The sequence below is a fragment of the Roseobacter cerasinus genome (assembly GCF_009811755.1).
Classification (GTDB): Bacteria; Pseudomonadota; Alphaproteobacteria; order Rhodobacterales; family Rhodobacteraceae; genus Roseobacter; species Roseobacter cerasinus.
This window is the reverse complement of sequence record NZ_BLIV01000005.1, coordinates 237,503-261,088: the sequence shown is the minus strand read 5'-3', so window position 1 is coordinate 261,088 and position 23,586 is coordinate 237,503. Positions and strand designations below refer to the sequence as shown.

Sequence of the window (23,586 nt, the reverse complement as noted above, 5' to 3'; positions counted from 1 at the left end):
TGACCCGCGGCTTTCATCTGGAAAACACGATAGGGAGCGCAAAACTGTATTGCGGTTTGGTGAGTTCCGGCGGTGCCGCAGGCAGCCGGGTTGCCCGGGCGACAGCCTGCATGGCTGACGTATCAAACACCTGCGAGCCGGAAGACGACCGGATGCGATACCCCAGCATCTGGCCAGCGGTCGAGACCGTGATCACCACCACAACCTTGCCGGATCCGGACGCCCCTCTGGGAAAGCGTTTGCCGCGCTCAATGCGGGATCTGATCTTGGCCCCCCAAACAGCCTGCGCTTTCGCGGCCTCACCCGAGGATGCAGTGCTGGTTTGGGTCGAGGCGGATTGCCCGGCCTGTTGCTGCCCACCGGTTCCTGCCGCTTTCTGAGCGGCGCGGCCTGCTGTTGTCACGGATGCCGTGCCCGGATCAGCAGGTGGTGCAGGGCGGCTCTGCGGGCGTGGCACTGGTTCAGGTTGAGCTGTCGGGGGCGGCGGAGGTGGCGCTCTATCGATCCTGGGTGGTTGGGTGTCCAACGTGTCTTCGGCGGATTGCAACTGCACCGGCGCCGATGAGACCACTGGCCGATCGATCTGTGGGGTGTCCGGCGTTGCGGGGTCGATAAGCTGTCTCGGCGTCAACGGGTCAGGCGCCTGCGCAGTGTCAGGCGGGCGCTCCCACGTCTCGACCATAGCGGCCAGTTGCGGTGTGGCCGCTGCGAGGGTCACGATGGCTTCGCCACCCACACCGCCAGCCTCTGACCCTGCCTGCGGACGTTGCGCTAAAAACAGCACATGAAGCGCCAGAGCGAGCCCGAGGAATGCCCCGATTTCCAGCAGACGGATCATTGCGGCTGAACCACCAGTTCAACCCGTGTCAGGCCACTTTGTGCGAGGTCTGACAGGATTTCAGCCAGGCGGGTTGCCTCAAGCGCCGCATCCGCACGCAGCAAAACGGTTGTATCCTCCGAGCCCACGCTCTGCAGTCTGTTTAGCGCAGCAGCGTCCTCGGCACCGTCATAATGCAGCCTGCCGGTGCTGCTGGCATAGAGCACGGCGCGCGCCTCCGGCTCCGCCCCATCTCGCGCTATGGGCGTGGTCACGTCGAAGGGGTCAGGCGGCGCGATCTGCGAGGTCATCAGAAAGAAGATCAGCAGCAAAAAGACGACGTTGATCATGGGCACGATGGATTCTGTGCTGGCTTTGCGGGTCGGCGGCGACAGCTCCACGACAGCCTCCTACTTCACCAGAACGACGGTGCCAAAGCCCGCCCTGCGCAGCTGTTCGGTGATCTGCACGATTCGTTGCAGCGTGGCGCCGTCGCGACCGCGCAGAATGATGACGTCATCCGGGGCTGTCATCAGCGGCGCCAAAGCCTCATCCAACCTCGTTTCTGCGGTCTGCACCCCGTTCAACCGCAGCTCGTGTGGCGCGACGTCCAGCAGGCGGGGTGGCCCGGTATAGCTGCCGCCTCCGGAGGCCAGTGGCAACGGCAGCACCGCCTCCATGCCAAAGCGCGAAGCCAGCATGAAGAAGACCAGCAGCAGAAACACGACGTCGATCATGGGGGTCAGGCTGGGCCTGCGCCGGGGCTGATCCGGGAGCGCCAGATCCATGGCTATTCCGCCGCCAGTTTCATGCGGGGTGGTGTATGGGCCACAAAGATGCGCGTCACGCCGTCTTCGATGTCGCGGCGGATCCGGTCGATGACCGCTTCGAACCAGGTAAGCGCGGCGGAGGCCGGAATGGCAACGGCCATGCCTGCGGCTGTGGTCAGCAGCGCCTCCCAGATGCCGCCGGCCAACAAGGCAGGGTCCGCCCGATTGCCGGCCGCCTGTAGCGCCTGAAAGGCCGCGATCATGCCCAGAACGGTCCCCAGAAGCCCCAGCAGAGGCGCAATGGTCGCGATCAACTCCAGCGCGCGCAGCCCACCCCCTGCCTGCGCGAGCTCGTTGCGCGCGACACGGGACGCCGTCTCCCGCGCCTTGTCTTCAGGCAATGAGCGCGCGGCGCCAAGAGTGACGTCTATGACCTTTGAGCGAATGCCGCGCCGCCCGCGAACGATGGCTTGCGCCTCGTCTCGTTGACCTTGCTCAAAGGCAGCAACGGCCTGAGACGCGCGGCCCTTCGACCAGGCCCCGATCAGCGCCAGGCGCCAGAGCTTCCACAGGATCAGCGCCATGGTGATGACAGACAGCGCCGTGATCGCCCAGATTGCGGGGCCGCCGTCTTGGAGAAAGCGCTTGGCCTGGTCGGCTGTGCTCTCGGGTTCGGTGTCCAGCGTGATGACCGGGGAGACCGGGGCGGTTTCGGCTGCGAGAGCGTTCTCTTCCAAGCCGCTGTTCTGTGGGGCATCCAGAACGGGAGGTGCAGTTGTCAGGTCCGGTCCTGCCTCGGGGATCTCCTGTGCCGAGACCATCGCGCCCAGAACGCAGATCGATACAGACAAGACGAGAGGCTTCAAAAAACGGGTCATCGCACGCTCCGCTGGGCCGCTCTGACACAGAGGCCCCTGATGGCCCCGCGCCTGCCCGGGTCTTCGTCCTGTGCCATTCGCGCATCGAAGACCGGTCACAGCCGCATCAGGCCGCAATTGGGATTGTTGGCTGATCTGCGGCGGCATGGCCGGACAGATTTGCTGGACCCCGCTTCAGCGGTGTCGGCCTTGGGGATAGGATTGCCGAGTATTTTTGTCAAGTTCAGAGCGCGAAGTGGTCCACAAGCGCATATTGATCGCCTATTGAGCCTCTAAGGTTGCTCCCGATTGTCGCAACCACAGATCCGAATAAAGCCCGCCTGCGCGCAACAGCGCCTCATGTGTGCCGTCCCCGACGATCCGCCCTTTGTCCAGCACGATGATCCGGTCCATGCGGGCGATGGTGGACAGGCGATGCGCAATGGCGATGACGGTCTTGCCGGTCATCACGTTCTGCAAAGCCTCCTGCACCTCGGCCTCCACCGCGCTGTCCAGGGCAGAGGTTGCCTCGTCCAGGATCAGAATGGGCGCGTTTTTGAGAATGACCCGCGCGATGGCGATGCGCTGACGCTGCCCGCCCGAGAGGGTCACGCCCCGTTCGCCGACCTGAGTGTCATAGCCGCGCCGCCCCTCGTGATCCTGCAACTGCATGATGAACTCATGCGCCCGCGCCTGCTTGGCGGCGCGGATCATCTCCGCCTCTGTCGTCTCGGCGCGCCCGTAAAGAATGTTCTCACGCACGGAGCGGTGCAGCAGCGAGGTATCCTGGCTGACCATGCCGATGCGCTGTCGCAGGCTGTTCTGCGTGACGGTATTGATTGGGTGTCCGTTGATCAGGATGCGGCCCTGCTCGATCTCGTGAAAGCGCATCAGGAGCTTGACCAACGTGGACTTTCCCGCACCGGAAGGACCCACAAGACCGACCCGCTGACCTTCGGGAATGGTCAGGGTGATGTCGGTCAACCCGCCCATGTCCTTGCCATAGTGGTGGCTGAGGTTTTCGATACGGATCTCCGCCCCGCGCCTGGGGAGCGCGACGGCCCCCGGCGCATCGGCAATCTCCACCGGGGCTGCGATTGACTGCAGCCCTTCACGGATCATGCCGCCATTTTCAAAGAGCCGGACGGTCACCCAGAGGATCCAGGAACTCATCCCGTTCAGGCGGATGGTCAAGGCGGCGGCGGCAGCGACTTCGCCCAGAGACACGTTGCCATGGGTCCAAAGCCAGACCGCAGGCCCGACGACAATCACGATCAACACCCCGTTGATGGCGTTCAACCCAAAGGCCAGCGCCGTCATCATCCGCAGGAATTTCTGAAATCGCAGCCGCAATCGGCGCAGGGCCGTCAATGCATAGGTTTCTTCCTGCGCGGCACCGGAAAAGAGCTTGACCGTTTCGATGTTGCTATAGGCGTCGACGATCCGCCCGGCCGTGCGAGACCGTGCCTGCGCCCAGCGTTCCGACGCCACACCAACCCGCGCGGCGACAAACCGCACAAACGCCACATAACCGACCACCCAGAGCATCAGCGGCACCGCAAGGCGGATGTCGATCTGGCTGAGGATCACCGCCGCGCCCAGCACGTAGGTCAGGCTGTACCAAAGTGCCTCAAAGCTCATATGCACATTGTCTTGAACTGCCGGACCCATCTGCATGACCCGGGCAGACAGCCGCCCGGCAAACTCGGTCTGGAAAAACCCGACCGACTGGCGCAGCAGATGCCGGTGCGCGCGCCAGCGGATCTGCTCTTGCAGGTTCGACGACAGGGTCTGTTCCAGCAACAGGTGGTTCAGTCCCACAACGGCGGGCCGCACCAGCAGGACGAACCCAAGCACCAGCAGCGTCTCACCCCAGTGATCGGCCCAGAAGGCATTCGGCCCGCTGGCGGCCATCAGGTCGATCAGCCGCCCGGAGTAAAAGATCAGCGCCGTTTCGATCAATGCCGCCAAAAGGCCCGTCAGGGCCACCCAGGGCAGCCAGCGCCGGTAGGGGGCCAGTTGCGACCGGATGAAACCGATGACGGTGGCGGGCGGCGTGTCCTCGGGGGGGGCGGCGAAGGGGTCGATCCGCGATTCAAAGAAGCGGAACATGCTGCGGATCCGAGGTGGTCTGTGAAAGGGGGTGCGGCGGGGCCTTGTCCAGACGGCTTCGTATGGTGTGCAGATCGGTCTTGAGCGCGGCAAAGACATCTCCGCCGAACCATTCCAGCGAGATGTTGCAGGCGGGTGCCTCCGCGATCTCCGCGATCAGCGGGGCGTAGTCCATCTCTCCTTGCAGCAGCGGCACAATACCCGCGCGCGACCCGGCGGCGTCGTAGATATTGGCAGGCGCAAAGACCGGCAGCATCGACCGCTGTGCGATGTTCTTGAAGTGATAGTTGCCGATCTTGGGTGCCAGAACACGCCGGGCCTGCACCGGATCATCGCCGCCTTCCCAGACGTGCAGCGCGTCGAAATTCACGCCGAGCGCGGGGTGGTCAACTTCGTCGATGAGCTGGCAGGTGGAGGCCAGCGTGTCGGCCAGGGTGCCCGGGTGCGTCTCAATCAGCAGCTCGCAACCTTGCTCCGCAACACGTTGGCAGGCCCCGCGCAGGGCCGCCGTCATGCCAGCCCGCTGCTCACGACCGGTGGCAGCGCTGCCCGCCTTGCCAGCGAATGTGCGGATGTTCTGCGTTTTCCAGCGCGCGGCGTGGCGCAGGGTGGTGTCGATCTTCTCAGCCATAAGATCGGGTTGGTCCAGTGGCAGGTAGTCACTGATCATCGGCACGCGCAGGCCGTATTGCGCCAGCCAGTCGGCGTCGCGGCCATCCTCTGCGGGCAGATTGCGGGCGTGGGCGGCCCAAATCTCGACCCCCTGAAACCCGGTGCGCTGTGCCCAGTCGGCGATCTGGTCAAGGCTGATCAGATGATGACGAAAGGTGATGGTGCAAAGGGAGATGTCCATTAGGCCGCTCCTGTTTCTGAGGGGGGGACGAGCACTGTGGCCTGCCATTGGTCGAACCAGCTCAGCAGGCCCGCCTTGATCTTGAATTCCTGCGCGTCGAGCGCATCGAGATCGGCAAAGATCTCTTTTGCCAGAGTCAGATCCTGTATGCTTGCGAGTTTCACGATCTTGTACTGCAGGGTTTTGAAGCCCTGATGCAGGACCTCAATCTCGTCACACCAGTCTTCAAAATCCTGTTCGGGTAGCCCCATAGCGCGCCAGAAAAAGGCAAAGCCGTGCTCATAGGCATATTTGCGAATAGCGATCACCGGCAACTCGCGGAGCGCATGACCCAGAGCTGACAAGGGCAGGTGGGAGACCGGGTCCACATGCCGCTGAATGATGTCGCGCACCGCATCGGTCAGCAGGTTGCGGCGGCCGTCGAACATGGCGCGGAAATAGTCCTGCAGCGCCGCGTTGGAGGGCGGGCGGGCCTCTGCCCGATCAAAGATATAGCCACCCGCCACGCTCTCTTGCGCAATCGCATTCAGGATCGCAGCGCGCGGCAGCGGGCCTTCCCAGCGGTAGTCGGGGTCGTGCATGAACCAGACCTCAGGGTCCTCGGTCCGCTCGATCATGACATAGTGCGGAAAGGGGTTCTGATTGAACTTATTCTCGCGCTCCGGCAGATGATAGAGATCGAGCATGACCATCAGATGCTCGGTCTCGCGCTTGTCCTGCAGCAGCCGTTCGAAGGTGAGCAGGTTTTGCTGTTTGGTCTTTGCCGGGTCGTACCAGCCGATCACATGCACGCCATAGAGGCGGCGGAACCAGTGGCGGAAATGGTCATGTTTGACCGATGGCGCGTGATAGGTCAGCTGTGCGGCTTCATCCACGTGGAAATCCGTGTCCCAGACTCCGAAGTAGAACGGGCGGTGATCCAGCCCGTCGCAGGCCTTGATCGCCGCACTCAGGCAGCTGACAAAGCAGTGCACCTTAATGTCGATCTCGTCCTCCTCCGGCGCGGGGGCGGCAGGGAGAGCTCCGGCCAGAAAGCGGGCCAGACCGGAGACTGTATCAAAGCTGTTCTTGCCAAAACTCCGTTCCGGCACGTCGATGCCGTGGCGGGTTTCCAGATGCAGCAGCAGGTTCAGGACCTGCACGGAATCGAGATGCAGGTCTTCGTTCAGCCGCGCCTCTGGCCCGAACTCCGCCATATGGGGGTTGGCCATCTGATCCCGCAGCACCTGTTCGACGGCGCGTTCGATGGTGTCGACGCTCATGCCCTCATCTCCGCTTGGACACCTTGTCTGGCAAAGTGTTTCGCGACCTCGCGTCGGCTGATCTTGCCATTGGCCTGCCGGGGCAGGGTGCCCACCTGTTCGATGACGCCGGGCTGTTGGTAGGGCGCGAGCCGGGTCTGCAGCCCCTTGCGTATGGCTGCTGGATCGGCCCCGGCACCCGCGATCAGCAGCGCCACGCGTCCGCCCGCCATCGGGTCATCGATGCCGAAGGCCAGCGCGTCCTCGACACCGGGCTGCGCCAGGGCGGCTTGCTCTACGTCTTGCGGATAGACGTTTAGCCCGGCGACATCGATCACATCGTCCTGCCGCGCGGCAAAGACCAGCATGCCGTCTGGTCGCCGATACCCCAGATCACCGGTGCGGATCTCGGAGCCATCAGCGCGCACATGGATCATCTGCGGGGCTTGCGCGGTGCCGCCGGTGTCAACCTCCAGGTGCGGCAGCGGATATCCGATGTCGGCGGCTTGCCGCAGGTCCGGATTGATCGCGATGCACCCGGCCTCCGAACAGCCGTATTGCTGGAAGAGATGGGTTGTTCTGGCCCGGATGCAGACAAACCACGGCTCCGGCAGCACCGTGCCAGAGGTCATGGCGGCATAAAGCGTCTCCTCCGCCGGCAGCAATTGCGCAAGAGTGTGCAGCATCGCGGGTGAGGTATAGAGGAGCGGGCGTGTGACCTCGCGCAGGCGGCGCAGGATGAACTTGGGGTTCAGCGTGTCGATCACCACCGGGGTATGGCCGCGATGCAGCGCCACCAGCACCCCGGCGATCAGACCGTAAGAATGGCTCACCGGGCAGGCGATCACCGGCGTCATGGCCTGCGCTTCCTTGAACGACACGGCATAGCTGGCCACCTCAACGCTGATCTGCGCCCATGTCCGGGTGATCACCTTGGGCGCCCCGGTGGTGCCGGAGCTCATCTGCACCAAAACGCCACCGCGCCCGATGGGGGATGTTTGTGGAAGGTTGGTCAGGCCCTCGGCGGTCACGATCCTGTCGCACCCTGCGGTGACGGCCATGTCATGGGCGGTGCTGGCGGGAATGTCCGGGTGGATCGGGAATACTCCCGCGTTCATGTCCCGCAAAAACAGGATGTGGCGCAGAAGCTCGGCGGTGTCTGTCAGGTGCAGCGCATAGCGATGCGAGGACGCATCCGCGTAGAACTGCCGCAAGGCGGCCCGGCCCCGGTTGGGGTCAACGCGTGTTTCATTCAGGATGAACATCAGTGTCTCCTTTGGCATGGTGCAAGGCATTGGCGACCCGGTGCCGACAGAGGTTGCGGCGGGGCAGCAGTTTTTGCGTGATGAGGGATTCCGTCAGAATGCGCGGTGCGAAAGGGTCGAAGAGCCGTTGCCGCGCCTGCAAGCCGTGGCGGTTTGCGTGCGTGTCCAGCAACCTGCGCACCCGGCGCCAGAACTCAGCCTCCGGCAGACCGTAGTGCCCGTGCAGCAGCGCGGAGAGATCCGCCAGATTGTAGATGAAGAGCGTATCCACCACCAGTTCGCGCAGCGCCTCGGCAGTGCTCATCCGGTGAAAGCGATCCGGTGGGGCATTGGCATAGACCGGATCGATGGCGCTCAGATCCGGCAGCAGATCAGGGTGTGACAGCAGCTCAGGTACATATTCGAGGCTCTCGTGGAAATCGCGGGCGACGAGCCCTGTGGGCCAGCCGCCGTCATGTTCCAGCAGCAGGTTCTGGCCATGCGCCTCCAGCCCGATCCCATGGGCGATCATCAGGTGCCAGACCGGCAAGACCGAGACGCGCAACAGCTGATCGAGCCAGCGCTCCAACCCCAAGGACCTGATCCAGGGGTCGATCAGCGGGTGGCCATCCTCTTCGATGACGCAGAGCGCGTTGAAAGGCAGCACCGCGTCACTGGCGATCCCGATGCCCTCCGGGCTTTCGCGCCAAATCGCAGCCAGATGCCCGGCAAGCGGCGTGTCGCGCCCCGCAATCACGCCCGCATATTCCTTAAGAAGCTTCAGCCGCAGCTCGGTCCCGAACAGCGGGTCGCTGTCACAGACTGCAGCAAGCCAGTTGGATATCGCAGGGGCCACACAGACGGAATGCGGTTCAAGAATGCGCAAGGCGGAGGTGTTGCGCATGGCCATGGCCGTTTTGACATGCGCCCGCGTTGGCGCGTCGGCGTTCATCAGCGTGCGCACCGATTGGCTGGCAACATAGCGGTCGCCCCAGGCGCCAAGCTCCTGCACGCGCCCCGCCGCCTGCCAGGCCTGATAGAGCGGCTGTGCCCTCAGTTGCCCAAGCTGCCACGGATGCACCGGCAGCAGCTGTCGCGGCGATTGGACCATCTGGCGCAGGGCCTGCCAGCGCGGGGTGCCCAGTTCGCGCGCCCAGAAGGTGTCCGCTCCGGGCAGGGTTTGCGCGACAAGGGCCGGATCCAACGACAGCCAGTGCAGTTGAAACCTGCCACCCGCCTCGGGGCCGTAGGCCATGTGATCCGCGTCTGAAAACCCGCTGCGGGCCTTGAAACAGGGGTGATAAGGGTGCCCCTCGTGCAGCGCAGCCTCCATCTGCGCAAAGGGCAGCTGCGCGCGTTGGCGCTGCGGGTTTGCCGTCGCGCGTGTCAGATCGGTGAGATGCGCTGTCCGCGTGAGATCCATGCGCAGGCTGCCCTCAGCCTCCCTGTCCAAATGGAGCGCCTGCAACAGGTCCTCGCAGTTGGCCGGCCGATCAGCCCTCGGCCCGGATGTCATTATGGGGTCGTCCTCCAGCCGAATGCGGCCAAAGGCCCCGCGATACCCGCGCGCCTGAAAGCGGCGTTTGCCGAGACGCCAATGGAAGTTGCCACCGCCGTCATGCTCGATGTGCAGGGCGGGATAGGCCTCAAACAGCAGCGCTTCGCAGAACTGCCGCAGCACCCGGCGATGCGCCGCCCCGTCGGGCGCGATGGCCTGTCGCTCAAGCATTGACATGGGGCACCGCTGCGGCCGGTGCTGCCGCCTCCGAGACCAACGGGTTCTTGCGGTGCACATAAATCGCCTTTTCGCCGTCGGCGCGCAGCTCATCCACGTTATGCACACGGGTCAGAAGATTGCCCTTGAAGGTCAGCTCGGGGGCGTGCAGCAGATGATCGGCAAAGCGTTTGGCCAGACCGCGATGGGTCGCGCGCGCCTGATGCAAGGCCTGCCGCAGCTGGCTCAGCAGCTCCGTCTCGGTGGCCAGACCATCGCGGCTGAGGCGGCTGATGACCGAGAAGACCTGATTGAGGATCAGGTAGTAGCCAAAGCGATCGCGGATCTCCGCTTCCGGATAACACACCGACTTGAGTGCTGTGACCCGTGGTTCCAACTGCGCCAGCGCATCGATGTGGCTGTCCGCGATATAGTAGCCTTGATTGTCGCGAAAGAGATAGCGGATGGGAAAACCCTCGCGCACGTCCAGCAAGCTGTTTTGTTGATGGGCTTCCAGCGCAATGCCGAACTTGTCGTAAAGCGCGAGAGCCGGGTGCAGCGCACAGCCGAGATAGGCGCCAAACCAGCGTTTGGCAGCCTGCCCGTCCGACATGTGGTTGCGCGCTGCTGTCTTGGCGACCAGTCGGGCCAGCATGGAACGGCCCCCATTGGCGGGGTCAGCTGTCAGGGCCGCGACCGTCACCACCGGTGCTGTTTCACGCTCAAACGGGTTCTCGCGGATGATCACTTCAAAGCCACTTTCACGCTGGCCTGGCAGCGTGAGGGACATAAATCCCGGATCGTTGATCACGCCAAAGCGGGGCTGCTGGTTTAGAAACCCGGTCGTGTTGAGCAACCGCGCCATGACAACGCCCGCTTCAAGCTCGTGGTGCAGGTTGATGCGCTGCGAGTTGGTGATCTTGACCGGCAGTGAGAATTTGAACATCCACGGACATCCCGGCGCATAGACCGTGCGCACCGAAGAGGTGGCCGCAAACGGCACACCCGAGGGCCCGAGATCCCGCAGTTGACCGCAGGCCAGCAGGGCTTGCACGGCGGGTTGCAGGCACAGCGCCTCGGCCTGCAGCGGATGCATGGGCAGCAGGTGTTCGTCAGGGCGCAGTGCAAAGCTGGCCAGATCAAGCCCGGGGATCTGCCGGATCATGTCCTGCGCCGAAACACTGCCGGTTGAACCGTTCAGCGCGATGCTGTCGTGCGCCGCGAAGAACCGCAGTTGAAAGCGCCCGCGAAACTCCGGCGCATAGCTCGCCGCCTGCCAGTCGGTCATGCCCTCCCGGCTCTTGGGCGTGGGATGCAACCAGTGACCAAATATCAGCGATTGCTCAGCGGCAAGGAATTCAGCAGGCGTTGAAGGTAACCCCTCTGCCCAGGCACAGGACTTGGCGATTTGATCATAGCTGTTGAGAATGCGGCGCAGCAGCTCCTGCAGTTTGGGGCCGTCTGACGTTCCATGCCGCGCAAAACAGTCCCGCACCAGCATCGGCAGAACCTCTGCGACGCTTGCGCGCTGCCAATGCCCGCATTCTTCGTTGCACAGATAAAGCGCGCCGAAATCATGTGGGCCGGTGATCGACCAATGGCGCACTGCGACCCGCAGTCGCGCGAAGGACTGTGGCAGATCGAACTCCAGAACGCTTGGTGCGGCGCCCTGACGCGCGATCACCGCACCCGCCGTCACCTCCAGCATATAGCCGTTCAGGAAGGCCTTGAGCGTTGCATATTCTGCGCGTGCGTGTGGGCTCGATGTGCCACTCTGCTTGTCGGGGGTGTCTTTGTCATCCCACCAAGGCACCGTTGCGTGCGGCGCATGCGGGGCATACTGTTTTGCAGGTGGTCGCATCTGGATAGGCCTCTGACGGCGGCGCGGGGCCGCGTTGGATACACAGCCCAACCGACCCCTAACGGGCGACGGCAGGCATGAGTTGCTGGGCGGAGGCCTGGCTCAGGTTGCGAAAGACATTAGCGCATAGACGATCTGCGCTGCGGTGAAATTGGACACGCGGCTGCTGGCATCCGGGGCCAGCTCGACCAGGTCAAACCCGACCAACTGCCGATCTTTCAGCGCGTGCCGGATCAGGTTGAGCGCCTGGTAGTATCCCAGACCCCCCGGCACCGGTGTGCCGGTCGCGGGCAGGACCGACGGGTCCAGCCCATCGAGATCGAAGCTGACGTAGACGTCTTTGGGGAAATCTGGCGGCAGATCCACGGCCTCTATGGCCTCGGCGACCAGCTCCTCTGCATCCCGGAAGACCACACCGCAGCTTGCGCGGCGCGCGACCTCTTCGGCGCAGAGGGCGCGCACACCCAGTTGCATGAGCGGCAGGCCGTCCTCTTCGACAAGAAGCTGCATGACCGAGGCGTGGGAGTGCATCTCGCCTTGATAGGCCTTGCGCAGATCCGCATGGGCGTCGATTTGCAGGATGCCCACCTGGCGCTGCAACCCGCGTACGACCCCGCGCACGGCGCCGCAGGTCAGCCCATGCTCGCCTCCGAGCACAACCGGGATTGCGCCCTGTTGAGCGGCGGCCTTTGTGCGCCGCGCGATCTGTTCCATCACCTCGGGCAGCGCCTCGAAACAGCTGACCGGGGCTTCGGTCACAATACCCGCTGCGCAAGGCTCTGTACCGCGAAACAGGCGCTCCAATTCGGTGCTGGCCGCGAGAATGGCATCCGGCCCATCCGCTGTGCCGCCGCCGTAAGAGACCGTGCGCTCCAGCGGGACAGGGATCACCCGGAACCTTGCGGTGTCAGGATCGCGCTCCGCTTGCGTCAGTTCACCATGCAGGAAACAGGTCATGCCAGCCGCTCCGCGAAATCGGCATATTGCGGGCGGCGCAGGAGCGTCAGGTCATCGGTGCTGGAGTGCCACAGCGCGATGGCGGGCAGCGGCACGCCGTTGAAGGTGTTGGTTTTGACCATGGAGTAATGCGCCTGGTCCAGAAAGGCGATGCGATCTCCCGGTTTTGGCGGATGGGCAAAGCCGTAATCGCCAATCACATCCCCCGCCAGACAGGACGGGCCGCCCATCCGGTAGGAGGTGCCATCCTCCGCCTCGCCGAGCAGGTCGGGGCGATAAGGCCCCTCCAGCACGTCCGGCATATGGCAGGTGGCCGAGATATCGGTGATCGCCAGCGGCATGCCGTTTTCAATGGTGTCGAGGATTTCGCCCACGAGAAGGCCCGCATGCAGCACCACCGCCTCGCCCGGCTCAAGGTAGACCTCGACATCATAGCGGTCCCGGATCTGCCGGATCAGTGCCACCAGCCCGGCGCGGTCGTAGTCGCCGCGCGTGATGTGGTGGCCGCCGCCGAGGTTCAGCCAGCTCATCTGCGGCAACAGGTCTGCGAGGGCGGGTTCCACCGCCTCCCACGTCCGTCGCAGCGGCGCAAACCCCTGTTCGCAGAGCGTGTGCATATGCAACCCATCGACACCGGCCAGATCCTCCGGCGCAAGCTGTGACACAGGTGTGCCCAGCCGTGAACAGGGCGCAGCCGGGTCGTATGTTGCTGACCAGCCCTCGGAATGTTCGGGATTGATGCGAAGGCCCACGCTGATGTCTTTCTCTGCCAGGTCAAGGTGAGACCGGAAGCGCCGGTGCTGGCCGGGTGTGTTGAAAATCAGATGGTCGGACAGCCGGATGATCTCGGGCAGGTCATCCGCTTTGAACCCGGCGCTGTAGGTTGCAACCTCGCCGCCGAAATGTGCCCGCCCCAGCCGCGCCTCGTAGAGACCCGAGGCGCTGACACCGGCGAGAGAGGTGCTGATCAAAGGCGCAAGCGTCGTCATGGAGAACGCTTTGAGCGCCAGCAGGATATGCACGCCGGATTGGTCTACGACACTGCGCAGGAGGCTCAGGTTCCGCTCGACCGCAGCCTGATCCACGACGAAACAGGGCGAGGGCACGCGGTTCAGGTCGAACCGCGCGAACTGCGCCCGCGCCATGACCGCGATATCGGGCGGGTCGATCTTCACGCCGCCGCCTCAGCCTCGGTTTCGCCAAAGGCCGGGTGACTGTCGAGCTCAACCACCTGCCAGGGCAGGCCGTCGCTGTTGAGCATGGCCATGAAGGCATCCGGGTCCAGCTGTTCGGTGTTCCAGACGCCGGGGTCGCGCCAGATGCCCTGCATCACCAGCGCGGCGCCAATCATTGCGGGCACGCCTGTGGTATAGGCCACCGCCTGACTGCCGACCTCCTCAAAACAGGCCTCGTGATCACAGATGTTGTAGATGTAATAGGTCTTCTCCCCGTCTGCGGTCGGCCCGGTGATGATGTCGCCAATGCAGGTCTTTCCTTTGGTCAGCGCACCCAGATCGCTGGGGTCCGGAAGCACAGTTTTTAGGAACTGAAGCGGGATGATCTCCTTGCCCTCATGCACCACCGGGTCGATCCGCGTCATGCCTATATTCTGCAACACGGTCACGTGGTTGATGTAGGCATCGCCAAAGGTCATCCAGAAGCGCGCGCGTTCAATTTCGGGGAAATGTGTGGTCAGGCTTTCGAGCTCCTCATGGTACATCAAGTACATGTTCTTCTCACCCACGGCGGGGAAGTCGAAGGCGACCTTCTGCGTCATCGCCGGGGTCTGGACCCAGGCTCCGTTTTCCCAGTGACGCGCGGGCGCGGTCACTTCGCGAATGTTAATCTCTGGGTTGAAGTTGGTGGCAAAGGGCTTGCCATTGTCGCCGCCGTTGCAATCCAGAATGTCGATCAGGCGAATGCCGTCGAGCTTGTGCTTGCGAATCCATGTGGCGAAAATCGACGTGACGCCCGGGTCAAAACCGGAACCCAGAATGGCGGTCAGCCCTTTTTCGCGGAAGCGCTCCTGATAGGCCCACTGCCATTTGTATTCGAAATGCGCGTCCTCCGGCGGCTCATAGTTCGCAGTGTCGAGGTAGTGAATGCCGGCCTCCAGGCAGGCGTCCATCAGGGCGAGATCCTGATAGGGCAGGGCGAGGTTCAGGAGCAACTCCGCCCCGCTCTCGCGGATCACCGCGACCGTTGCCGCCACATCCATCGCGTCCAGCTGGGCGGTGTCTACGGTCACGCCGGTGCGGGTTTTCACATCCGCCGCGATGGCGTCGCATTTCGACAGGGTTCGACTGGCGAGGGTGATCTTTTTGAATATCTCCGGGCGCATGGCCATTTTCGCCACCGCGACGGCGCCAACGCCGCCCGCGCCCACAACTAGAACATGGTCCATGAGTTCAATTCCTTATCCTATGATCGGACTGGCTGTGTGAAAGTAGGTGTGGCCTGCAAGACTGCTCTTGTAGGCCGCAGTCATCATCCGCCGCTCGGACGGGCTGAGCTTGCCTGCCGCAACCGCCTTTTCAACGGTTTGGCGGAACGCATCCAGACAGGCGCCGGGGTCGTATTCGACGTAAGACAGCACCTCGGCAATGCTGTCGCCTTCGGTTTCGTGTTCGATGGTGAACCCGTCGGGGCCCTCCAACGTGATCGTCACGATCGGCGCGTCACCAAAGAGGTTGTGCAGATCGCCAAGCGTTTCCTGATAGGCGCCGACAAAGAAGACACCGATGTGATAGGCCTCCCCTTCGCGCAAGGGATGCACCGGCAGCGCGTCACCGATGCCACCCTCCAGAATGAAACGGTTGATGGTCCCGTCGCTGTCGCAGGTCAGATCGTGGAAGACAGCGCGCCGGTTGGGGGCCTCGTTCAATCGCTGGATCGGCATGATTGGGTGCAGCTGGTCAATCGCCCAGACATCGGGCAGCGACTGAAACAGCGAGAAATTTCCGTGGTAGTGGTCGACCCCTGTTCCAAGCTCGGCCGACAGGTCACCATGGATATGTGCAGCCGCCTTGAACCGAGAGGCGAGATAGAGAAAGCTCTGCTCCGTCCGCGCCAGCTGTTCCAGATCGATCTGCCCGCGTCGGAACAGGGCGCGCAGCTCGTCGCGATAGTAGATCGTATCGTTGAAGGCTTCGCGCAGGCGGGTGCTGTCGATATAGCCCTCGACCGCTGCAAGATCGCTGAGAAGATGGTGGTCGCCGTCGCGCAGCTCCGGCTTTTCGGCGCTGTCGTAGAGTGTCGCGTCGAGCACGTCGAAGATGAAGATTGATGACTGCGCCACGACAAAGCGGCCACTCTCGGTTACAATCGTCGGGTGGTCGAGCCCGGCGGCCTCCATCGCATGGCGCAGCGTTTCGGCGAGGTTTGTGCAGTATTCCTGCACCGAGTAATTGACCGAATTGTCGTCGCGCGCGCGCGCGCCGGTGTAATCGACCCCAAGCCCGCCGCCGAGGTCCATATGGGTCAGTGGCGCGCCCAGGGCGGTGAGCTCAACGTAGAACCGACAGGCCTCAGCCGCGGCGCGCCGGATATCGATGATGTCGGGCACCTGCGAGCCCAGATGCGTGTGCTGCAACATCAGGCAGTCGATAAATCCACTGGCCTTGAGCCGCTGCACCAGCGTCAGCAGATCATGCCCACCCAGACCAAAGGCAGAGCGGTCACCGGAGGACGCTTGCCACTTCCCGCCCACGCGTTCCGTTAGCTTCAGGCGCACCCCAAGCTGCGGACGGATGTCAAGCTGGGTTGCGATGCGGCGGATGGTTTCAAACTCGCGCAGGCTTTCGATCACCAGCACCGTATTGAACCCCGCCTTACCAGAGAGCAGCGCAAGGCGCACAAAACCCTCGTCCTTCGCCCCGTTGCAGATCAACAGCGCCTGCGGTGAGAGTGGTTGCGCCAGCGCGATCATCAGCTCCGGCTTTGAGCCGACCTCAAGCCCGTAGTGGTGCGCCTGACCAACGCGGATAAGGCGGCTGATAACTTCGGACTGCTGGTTCACCTTGATCGGAAAGACGCCGCGATAGGTTCCCTGATAGCCCACATCCTTAAAGGCCTTGGCAAAGGCCGCATGTAGCCGCGTGAGAGAGCGGTCGAGGAACGGCTGCACTCTGAGCAAAATGGGTGCCGAGATCCCCCGGTCCGACAGGGCGTGCATGGTTGCGGGCAGCGACACCGGGGCCTTCGACGGCATCTCCGGCAGACAGAGGGCGGCATCTCCGTCTGACGTGGCTGTCAGCAGGCCATCGCCCCACCGCGCCATGCCGTAGAGGGCAGCCTGGGTATCTGCGGTGTCCTTCACGGGCGGGACGCCATCTTGATGGAGAGGTCCATGCACAGAGGTGCCATCGCAATGCTCATCACGTTGTGTGTTACATGTCAGGAGTTTTTGCTGGGCAGCTGCGTGATCGCGACAGGATCATCGGTGGCAAGACCGGGCGTTATGGTAGGGATAGTTCCTTGAGATATTCAACTCAAGAGGGAATTCTGCCTATCGGCTGTTTCTTGCAGAAAGTCACTGGCCCTAGCGGTGGTACCTGGCAAATGGCCTGCCATCGACATGATCCATGGCAACGGGCGTCTGGTAGAGGTTGCTGAGATTTTCCCCGGTTGCCATGGCCTGCACCGGTCCTTCGAAGGCGACGCGCCCTGCGCGCAGGGCCACCACATGATCCGCCCAGCTGATCGCATAGTTGAGATCGTGCAGCACGATTACAATGCTTTTGCCCTGATGATCCGCCATGTCGCGCAACCGTGCCATTAGGCTGCGCGCATGGTGCAGATCAAGGTTGTTGAGCGGTTCATCCAGCAACAACCATTCCGTATCCTGCGCATAGGCCATGGCGATGAAGGCGCGCTGCCGCTGGCCGCCAGACACTTCATCAAGGAACCTGTCCTGGAGCGCGATCAGATCGAAATGGGTCATCGCATCGGTGACCCAGGCACGGTCTTCGGCTGTTGGCCGGTTGCGCGCATGTGGCCAACGGCCAAACCCCACGAGATCGCGAATACGGATGCGGCTGGCGATGTTGAGGTGCTGCGCCACAACGGCCAGTTTCAGCGCGCGGGCCTGGGCAGTTATCGTGGCGAGATCCTGCCCATCGATCACAACCTGCCCGCTCATGGGCTCCATCTGGCGTGACATCAGATGCAGCAGCGTGGACTTGCCCGCACCGTTCGGGCCGATCAGCGCCGTCATGCCTCGGGCGGGAATCTCGACGCTGATATCGCGCAGGATATCGGTGCCGGACACGCTGTAACTCAACTCGGACATTTTCATCATCGGATGTGTCCCCGCGCAAGCAGGACCAGAAACAGCATCCCGCCGCCGAATTCGATCACAACGGACAGCGTCGATTGCAACTGCAGCACCCGGTCAAAAAGCGTCTGCCCGGCCACCAGCACAAGCGCCGCGATCAATGCGGCGGCGGGCAGCAGCAGACTGTGCCTGTGGGTCCGCATCAGGCTGTGAGCGAGGCTGGCCACTAGGAGGCCAAGAAAGGTCAGCGGCCCGACCAGCGCCGTTGACACGGACACCAGCGCGGCAATTGTACAGAGGATCTGAAATTGCAGCCAGTCGTAGGCCACACCCAATCCCCGCGCCTGCGCCCGACCAAGCGCCATGACATCGAGAACCGCATGTCGGGGCCAGAGCCAGGCCAGAATCCCAAGCAGAACAACCGCCGAGGCCAGCAGTGCGCCGTCATCGACACCGCTGAATTGCGCGAACATGGCGCCCTGAACCATGGTGAACTCTGACGGATCCATCAGGCGCTGCGCGAAACTGGTCAGCGCGCGGAACATCAGCCCGATGATGATACCGACAAGGATCATCAACTGCAGATCCTGGCGTGTCCGTTTCAACAGCCAGCCAAACAAGGCGACGGCGGCAGCAACCATCACGGCGGCTTCGAGCACAAAGCCCCCGAAGGCGGGCAGCTGTGCGTATCCGACGCTGCCGAGCGCGAAGACAAGCCCGGTTTGCAGCAAGAGAAACAGCGCATCAAACCCCATGATGGAGGGTGTCATGATACGATTGTGGCTGAGGGTCTGAAACAGGACCGTCGCCGTACCAATCGCGATGCCAACGCACAGCAACGCTGCCAGCTTGGTTGCGCGCAATTCCATGATGAACCAGACCTTGCCGCGCAGCCCCCAGAACAGAAAGAGTGCCATGGCGAGCAACAGCGCGACGCCAACCCAGATCAGGCGCTTGTCAGGCATAAGATCGCCGCCCCAGCAGCATTTGCAAAAACACAGCCGCGCCAATGATCCCGAAAACGGTGCCCGCAGGAACCTCATAGGGATAGCGCACGACCCGCCCGATCATGTCGCTGAGCAGCACCAGACCAGCCCCCAGCCCGGCGACAAAGGGCAGGCTCTCCCGCAGGTTGTCACCCATGACACGCGAGACCACGTTAGGCACGACCAGGCCGATGAAGGGCAGCACGCCCACGGTCACGATCACCAAGGCGGAGACCAGGGCGACGGTCACAATTCCTAGCGCCAGGACCTGATGGTAGCGCAGGCCCAGGGACAGGCTGGCCGAGCGACCCAGACCTGCGACGGTAAACTGGTCCGCGGCCAGATAAGCCAGAAGTGCGGCCCCTCCCGCCAGCCAGAGCAATTCGTAGCGGCCCGCCACAACACCGGAAAACTCACCGCTCATCCAGACGCCCAAGTATTGGATCAGATCTGCCTGAAATGCCACAAAGGTCGCCGCAGCACCCAGGATTCCGCCGTAGATCAACCCCACAAGCGGGATCAGCAGCGGTTGCTCCGGCGGCAGTTTGCGGGTCAAAGCCAGAAACCCGAAGGTGCCAATCAGCGCAGCTGAGGCCGCCACCGCCATCTTGCCGAGGATCGGCCAGGCCGGTGCCCAGATCGTGACTGCCAGCAGTCCAAGGATCGCCGCCTCGGATGTTCCGGTTGTTGCGGGTTCCACGAACCGGTTGCAGACCAGAAGTTGCAGGATGACACCTGCCACTGCCACGCTTGCGCCTGTCAGCAGCGCGGCCAGTGTCCGCGGCAATCGGCTGACGACCAGCACCTGCGGGTCGTCAAGGATGGAGGACAATGACAGGTCGGCCACGCCGATGAAAAGGCTGCACAGAGACAGCACGCAGAGCGCCAGCGCCATCCACAGATACCGGCGCCTTGCGCTATGGTCAGGACCGGCCATCAAACCCGGCACGTACCCTGTCCAGCGTTTCCATCATCGACTGAATGCCGCCGCCTGCGATATAGATATTGGCGGAGTTAAGATAGATGATCTGGCCCGCCTGCCAGGCGGTTGTCCGCGCCACAAGCGCGTTGTCGAGGGTGGCCGACGCGGCGGCGCTGGTCTCTCCGATGGCGCTGGCCCGGTCGATGACGATCAGCCAATCGGGATTGGCCTCGGCGATGAATTCAAAGGAAATTGCTTCGCCGTGGGTCTGCGCATCAACGCCGGGCACAGCCTCGGGCCATTCCAACGCACGGTGCAGCCAGCCAAAGCGTGACCCGGCGCCATAGGCCGACACTTTTGGCCCGTTTGTCATGACGATCAACGCAGACCCGCGACCTGCAACCGCAGCCTTGGTCGCGGCGAGGCGGGCCTTGAAGTCTTCGGCAAGCTCTGCTGCCCGATCCTCTCGCCCGGTGAGCCGCCCATAGGTCTCCAGCCGGGCCAGCGCCTGCGCCACATGGTCATCGCCCCATATGGTCATGTCGATGGTTGGCGCGATATCCGACAACAGGCCCACTTGGGTCGAAGAGCGGCCCCCGGCGACGATCAGATCAGGATCGAGATTGGCGATGGCCTCGAAATCCGGTTCAAACAGCGTTCCGGCGGGCAGCGCGCTGGCTGCCACATCTGCCAGATATGCCACATAAATGGGCGATGGCACCGCAGCGAGCGGTGCGCCAAGCGCATCCAGCGTATCGACAGCCGCGACATCCAGCGCGACGATGTTGGCAGGGTGCAGCGGCACAGACACGTCGCCGGTCGCGGTGCCGAGCATCAGGGTGTCGGCGAAGGCGCAGGTCGCAAAGCCCAATGAGGCAAAGACACCGATGAAAACAGAACGGAAGAAGACCATGCAAAACTCCGGATAGGCGAGATGTTCCGGCTGGCAAATGCTGGCGAACGTCCGTTTGGCTTGTCCTTACAAAGTTGAAGAGAGCGGGTCCAGTGAATAATCTGACTGAAAGAATCAGGAAATGGACATGTCAAAACTGACCGGAACATTCGCCACGCCCTTTGCGGCGAAATACATGACGCAGCTCTGTAAACATTGGGCGCACAAGGGGGCTGCCGAGTGGACGGACACGGCTGGGTCCGTCACGCTGCCTTTTGGTCACTTGTCGTTTCAAGCGACCGAGGACAGGCTCATGGCGACGGTCACACTGGCCGAAGGGTCGGACGCTACAACGGCCAAAGAGGTCATGGACAGCCATCTGCAGCGCTTTGCGTTCCGCGAGGGGTTTGAGCAGATGCAATGGGCAGATACCGGCTAGGAGCCCATAGTTCGCCAGAATTTTTAATCTTGAGTAAAACACTCAATTGTGATTTGCGTGCCGCGAGGCAGCCAATCGACCGCGATACGAGCCACCACCAGATCAAGATCAACAGGGGTGGTGCGGCATGTCGCGATCAGTTTCAGTCATTGTCATTTCAACGGGTTTGGGCGTGTCAGGTGCGCTCGCGCAGGACGCAGACCCCATAGAGCTTGACCCGATTTCGGTCGAAGCGGAAGACGAGCTTGAGGCCGAAGGACCCACCGGCAACGCCTTTGCGCTCGACAGTGAAGACCTCGCCCGGCGGAACCCCGCCGACCTGCAAGACCTCTTCAAGGGCGAGCCCAGCGTGGCCGTCGGCAGCTCGCTACCCGTGTCACAAAAGCTCTATGTCAACGGTGTCGAGGAAAACAACCTTGCGGTGACCATTGATGGCAGCCGGCAGAACAACAAGATTTTCCACCACAATGCGACCACGCTTATCGACCCGGCCTTGCTCAAGGCCGTGCGGGTCGAAGCGGGTGTCGCGGGCGCCGATGCGGGCCCAGGCGCCTTGGCCGGGTCGGTGGCCTTTGAGACGCGGGATGTGGATGATCTGCTTGAACCGGGTCTCAGCTTTGGCGGGTTCATCAAACAGGAATACGACTCCAACGGCGATATCTTCACGACCAGCACTTCCCTTTACGGGCGCTCCGGTAACTTTGAATACCTCGGATATTTCAAATACGCCGACGGCAATGAGCGTGAGGATGGCGACAATGTCGACATCACCGGGTCCGGTACCGGGCTGCTCAGCGGCCTGGGCAAGGTTGCATATGAAGCCGAAACCGGGGACCGGTTTGAGCTGTCTTACGAGCGCGTGAACGACGACGAAATACGCCCCTACCGGGCCAATATCGGAGTCCTTGTGGGGCCATCCACCCCGCTCACCCGCAACTATGAGCTGGACCGTCAGAACGTCACCTTCACCTATACCGACGAAACACCGACGGGCTGGTGGGACCCGAAGATCACGCTGGCCTACAGCACCACCGATCTGGACAATTCCACCGATGATTTTATATCTCGCGGCGAGACGGACAGTGTGAATGGTGTGATCCAGAACCGTTTCCCTGTCCATTCGGGGACCGTTACGGCCGGGGTCGACTTTTACTCCGACAGTGTTGAGCTTGACTTTCGATCGCTCACCGGCGGGTCAGATGATATCGGGACGGAAGAAGCTCAGAACATTGGCCTCTTTGCACAAGCACGGCTGGAGCCAACGGACAGGTCCCGTCTGTCATTTGGCGCGCGGGCTGATTTTCAGGAGTTTCAGGGAGCTAACGGCAATGAGACCAAAGATGCTGGCCTCTCTGGGAATGTTTCTGGCGCCTTTGATGTCACCGATAATGTAACGATCAGCGGTGGGGCGTCACATGTGTGGGGTGGCGTTGCGCTGGCCGAAAGTTTTATCATCAACTCCAACTGGATTTACCCGACAGGCGGCATCACACCCGTCACCGCCAACAATATTTTCTTCGCGGTTGATACGTCTTTTGGCGACTGGAGCTTTGACGGGAAAATCTTTCGCACAAACCTGAGCAATGCGCGCGTCCCGACGTTCAACGTCAACAACGCTGCACTGACAGCAGACATGCGCTCCGAAGGCTTTGAACTTGGCGTGGGTCACCGTTGGGAGAGCGGTTTTGTGCGGGTCGGCTATGCCAATATCGACACGACCATCAACGGACAGCCATCGGATTCAGATACAGGGCGTTATTTGACAACACCAATCGGAGAGGTGATCACCATTGAGGTTGTGCAGGATTTTGAGCGTCACGGGCTGCGGATCGGCGCCGATGCAGAAATTGTGCTCGAAGAAACGAATACCTTCAATCCGACTACGGGCGCAGCGGGTCCTGCGTTGCCGTCGTATGAGGTGTTCAACGCGTTTGTTGAGTACAAGCCGAAGGCCTGGGACAACCTGACCCTCCGCGCCGCCGTCAACAACATCTTCGATGAGACCTACGCCAGCCGTGCGACTTACGGTCGAGAATTCAGCAATGTTACGCCATTGAACGAACCAGGCCGCTCGCTGCAACTCAGCCTGCAATACACCTTCTAGCATCTGTATTTCTCATTCAAGTTGCAGGGTCCACTGCTGGCGAGCTTTGCGCAGGGGGTCTGCAATTGTGACAAGTTTGCGGGCAGCCGCCGTGATCACGACCTTGTGCGGCTTCTCGTCACCCTCTGTCTCTTCAGTTGAAGAACCGGCTCATCTCAAACCTGAGACTTTTCGCGCGAGCAGGTCGGGTTGCATTCGACCTGTGCCGTCGGACCGAAAGTGCACAAGTCTTTTCGTCCTTGCCGCGCAGCCTATTCAGCGCGATCCTGACCTTCTTTCCGCTGGACTATTGTTTGCGCGCGGATGCTCAAGACGCAGCGGATAGCAAGGTGGTCGCGAGGCGTTCCCCGCGTTGCAACAGTGTCCGCGACGGTATTCTACAGGGGATTTTCAGCCAGAGCTCCTAAGGCGATCTGATACCTAGATCCTTTCTCCTCCAGTGGTTTACAGCTCATATCTCGCGCGATGGCACATTTTAAGCTTGCGAACCGCAACCCTTTCGTTGTTCAACCCATCAGACTTGCCCTCCTCTTTTTGGCCGT

The 23,586-nt window shown here is 62.3% G+C and carries 20 protein-coding genes; 2 read left to right on the top strand and 18 right to left on the bottom strand.

All coding sequences use genetic code 11. From position 1 onward, the window contains the following. Nucleotides 1-13: 13 nt before the first annotated feature. The 18 genes from So717_RS14280 to So717_RS14195 form a co-directional block, all read right to left on the bottom strand. A complete protein-coding gene (locus So717_RS14280) occupies nt 14-838 on the bottom strand; it encodes an energy transducer TonB (RefSeq protein WP_159978441.1) in 825 nt (274 codons plus the stop codon). Further along, a complete protein-coding gene (locus So717_RS14275; RefSeq protein WP_159978439.1) occupies nt 835-1,218 on the bottom strand; it encodes an ExbD/TolR family protein in 384 nt (127 codons plus the stop codon). The genes So717_RS14280 and So717_RS14275 overlap by 4 nt, the downstream gene beginning before the upstream one ends. A 9-nt stretch (nt 1,219-1,227) precedes the next feature. Then, nucleotides 1,228-1,605: an ExbD/TolR family protein gene (locus tag So717_RS14270; RefSeq protein WP_159978437.1), complete on the bottom strand. Its 378-nt coding sequence runs from the start codon at nt 1,603-1,605 to the stop codon at nt 1,228-1,230. Between the two features lie 2 nt (nt 1,606-1,607). Next, complete coding sequence (locus tag So717_RS14265) at nt 1,608-2,465, bottom strand: MotA/TolQ/ExbB proton channel family protein (RefSeq protein ID WP_159978435.1); 858 nt, start codon at nt 2,463-2,465, stop codon at nt 1,608-1,610. Between the two features lie 261 nt (nt 2,466-2,726). After that, entirely contained in the window at nt 2,727-4,556 is a 1,830-nt protein-coding gene (locus So717_RS14260) for an ABC transporter ATP-binding protein (RefSeq protein ID WP_159978433.1), read from the bottom strand. Continuing rightward, nucleotides 4,540-5,409 (bottom strand): sugar phosphate isomerase/epimerase family protein, encoded by an 870-nt coding sequence (locus tag So717_RS14255; protein WP_159978431.1) that lies wholly within the window; start codon nt 5,407-5,409, stop codon nt 4,540-4,542. The genes So717_RS14260 and So717_RS14255 overlap by 17 nt, the downstream gene beginning before the upstream one ends. Continuing rightward, nucleotides 5,409-6,671, bottom strand: a complete 1,263-nt coding sequence (locus tag So717_RS14250; protein WP_159978429.1) for a DUF6005 family protein — start codon at nt 6,669-6,671, stop codon at nt 5,409-5,411. Before So717_RS14250 ends, So717_RS14255 begins: the two co-directional genes overlap by 1 nt. Beyond that, nucleotides 6,668-7,915 carry an AMP-binding protein gene (locus tag So717_RS14245; RefSeq protein WP_159978427.1) on the bottom strand — a complete coding sequence of 416 codons (1,248 nt, stop codon included), beginning with the start codon at nt 7,913-7,915 and terminating at the stop codon, nt 6,668-6,670. The genes So717_RS14250 and So717_RS14245 overlap by 4 nt, the downstream gene beginning before the upstream one ends. Further along, nucleotides 7,899-9,629, bottom strand: a complete 1,731-nt coding sequence (locus So717_RS14240; protein WP_238840949.1) for an IucA/IucC family protein — start codon at nt 9,627-9,629, stop codon at nt 7,899-7,901. The genes So717_RS14245 and So717_RS14240 overlap by 17 nt, the downstream gene beginning before the upstream one ends. Beyond that, nucleotides 9,616-11,469, bottom strand: coding sequence for an IucA/IucC family protein (locus So717_RS14235; protein ID WP_159978425.1), 1,854 nt, complete (start codon nt 11,467-11,469; stop codon nt 9,616-9,618). The genes So717_RS14240 and So717_RS14235 overlap by 14 nt, the downstream gene beginning before the upstream one ends. Nucleotides 11,470-11,571: 102 nt before the next feature. Further along, on the bottom strand, nt 11,572-12,426 hold the full coding sequence (speB, locus tag So717_RS14230) for an agmatinase (protein ID WP_159978423.1): 855 nt from the start codon (nt 12,424-12,426) through the stop codon (nt 11,572-11,574). After that, on the bottom strand, nt 12,423-13,601 hold the full coding sequence (locus tag So717_RS14225) for a carboxynorspermidine decarboxylase (RefSeq protein ID WP_438810660.1): 1,179 nt from the start codon (nt 13,599-13,601) through the stop codon (nt 12,423-12,425). The genes speB and So717_RS14225 overlap by 4 nt, the downstream gene beginning before the upstream one ends. After that, complete coding sequence (locus So717_RS14220) at nt 13,598-14,830, bottom strand: saccharopine dehydrogenase family protein (protein ID WP_159978421.1); 1,233 nt, start codon at nt 14,828-14,830, stop codon at nt 13,598-13,600. The genes So717_RS14225 and So717_RS14220 overlap by 4 nt, the downstream gene beginning before the upstream one ends. 12 nt (nt 14,831-14,842) lie before the next feature. Next, nucleotides 14,843-16,744, bottom strand: a complete 1,902-nt coding sequence (gene speA, locus So717_RS14215; protein ID WP_238840947.1) for a biosynthetic arginine decarboxylase — start codon at nt 16,742-16,744, stop codon at nt 14,843-14,845. A gap of 222 nt (nt 16,745-16,966) precedes the next feature. Beyond that, complete coding sequence (locus tag So717_RS14210; protein WP_159978419.1) at nt 16,967-17,725, bottom strand: iron ABC transporter ATP-binding protein; 759 nt, start codon at nt 17,723-17,725, stop codon at nt 16,967-16,969. After that, on the bottom strand, nt 17,722-18,666 hold the full coding sequence (locus So717_RS14205) for an iron chelate uptake ABC transporter family permease subunit (protein WP_159978417.1): 945 nt from the start codon (nt 18,664-18,666) through the stop codon (nt 17,722-17,724). The genes So717_RS14210 and So717_RS14205 overlap by 4 nt, the downstream gene beginning before the upstream one ends. Further along, nucleotides 18,659-19,624 (bottom strand): ABC transporter permease, encoded by a 966-nt coding sequence (locus tag So717_RS14200; protein WP_238840945.1) that lies wholly within the window; start codon nt 19,622-19,624, stop codon nt 18,659-18,661. Before So717_RS14200 ends, So717_RS14205 begins: the two co-directional genes overlap by 8 nt. After that, on the bottom strand, nt 19,611-20,522 hold the full coding sequence (locus So717_RS14195) for a siderophore ABC transporter substrate-binding protein (protein WP_159978415.1): 912 nt from the start codon (nt 20,520-20,522) through the stop codon (nt 19,611-19,613). Before So717_RS14195 ends, So717_RS14200 begins: the two co-directional genes overlap by 14 nt. A 127-nt stretch (nt 20,523-20,649) precedes the next feature. Here So717_RS14195 and So717_RS14190 point away from each other — a divergent pair, with 127 nt between their 5' ends. Next, nucleotides 20,650-20,940, top strand: coding sequence for a DUF2218 domain-containing protein (locus So717_RS14190; protein WP_159978413.1), 291 nt, complete (start codon nt 20,650-20,652; stop codon nt 20,938-20,940). 127 nt (nt 20,941-21,067) lie between these two features. Next, nucleotides 21,068-23,044, top strand: coding sequence for a TonB-dependent receptor domain-containing protein (locus tag So717_RS14185; RefSeq protein ID WP_159978411.1), 1,977 nt, complete (start codon nt 21,068-21,070; stop codon nt 23,042-23,044). The last annotated feature ends 542 nt before the right edge of the window (nt 23,045-23,586 follow it).

Coding starts and splice junctions, on each gene's coding strand:
- So717_RS14280 (WP_159978441.1), bottom strand. CDS start 838: ATGATCCGTCTGCTGGAAATCGGGGCATTCCTCGGGCTCGCTCTGGCG.
- So717_RS14270 (WP_159978437.1), bottom strand. CDS start 1,605: ATGGATCTGGCGCTCCCGGATCAGCCCCGGCGCAGGCCCAGCCTGACC.
- So717_RS14265 (WP_159978435.1), bottom strand. CDS start 2,465: ATGACCCGTTTTTTGAAGCCTCTCGTCTTGTCTGTATCGATCTGCGTT.
- So717_RS14260 (WP_159978433.1), bottom strand. CDS start 4,556: ATGTTCCGCTTCTTTGAATCGCGGATCGACCCCTTCGCCGCCCCCCCC.
- So717_RS14255 (WP_159978431.1), bottom strand. CDS start 5,409: ATGGACATCTCCCTTTGCACCATCACCTTTCGTCATCATCTGATCAGC.
- So717_RS14250 (WP_159978429.1), bottom strand. CDS start 6,671: ATGAGCGTCGACACCATCGAACGCGCCGTCGAACAGGTGCTGCGGGAT.
- So717_RS14245 (WP_159978427.1), bottom strand. CDS start 7,915: ATGTTCATCCTGAATGAAACACGCGTTGACCCCAACCGGGGCCGGGCC.
- So717_RS14240 (WP_238840949.1), bottom strand. CDS start 9,629: ATGTCAATGCTTGAGCGACAGGCCATCGCGCCCGACGGGGCGGCGCAT.
- So717_RS14235 (WP_159978425.1), bottom strand. CDS start 11,469: ATGCGACCACCTGCAAAACAGTATGCCCCGCATGCGCCGCACGCAACG.
- speB (WP_159978423.1), bottom strand. CDS start 12,426: ATGACCTGTTTCCTGCATGGTGAACTGACGCAAGCGGAGCGCGATCCT.
- So717_RS14220 (WP_159978421.1), bottom strand. CDS start 14,830: ATGGACCATGTTCTAGTTGTGGGCGCGGGCGGCGTTGGCGCCGTCGCG.
- So717_RS14210 (WP_159978419.1), bottom strand. CDS start 17,725: ATGATGAAAATGTCCGAGTTGAGTTACAGCGTGTCCGGCACCGATATC.
- So717_RS14205 (WP_159978417.1), bottom strand. CDS start 18,666: ATGCCTGACAAGCGCCTGATCTGGGTTGGCGTCGCGCTGTTGCTCGCC.
- So717_RS14200 (WP_238840945.1), bottom strand. CDS start 19,624: ATGGCCGGTCCTGACCATAGCGCAAGGCGCCGGTATCTGTGGATGGCG.
- So717_RS14195 (WP_159978415.1), bottom strand. CDS start 20,522: ATGGTCTTCTTCCGTTCTGTTTTCATCGGTGTCTTTGCCTCATTGGGC.
- So717_RS14190 (WP_159978413.1), top strand. CDS start 20,650: ATGTCAAAACTGACCGGAACATTCGCCACGCCCTTTGCGGCGAAATAC.
- So717_RS14185 (WP_159978411.1), top strand. CDS start 21,068: ATGTCGCGATCAGTTTCAGTCATTGTCATTTCAACGGGTTTGGGCGTG.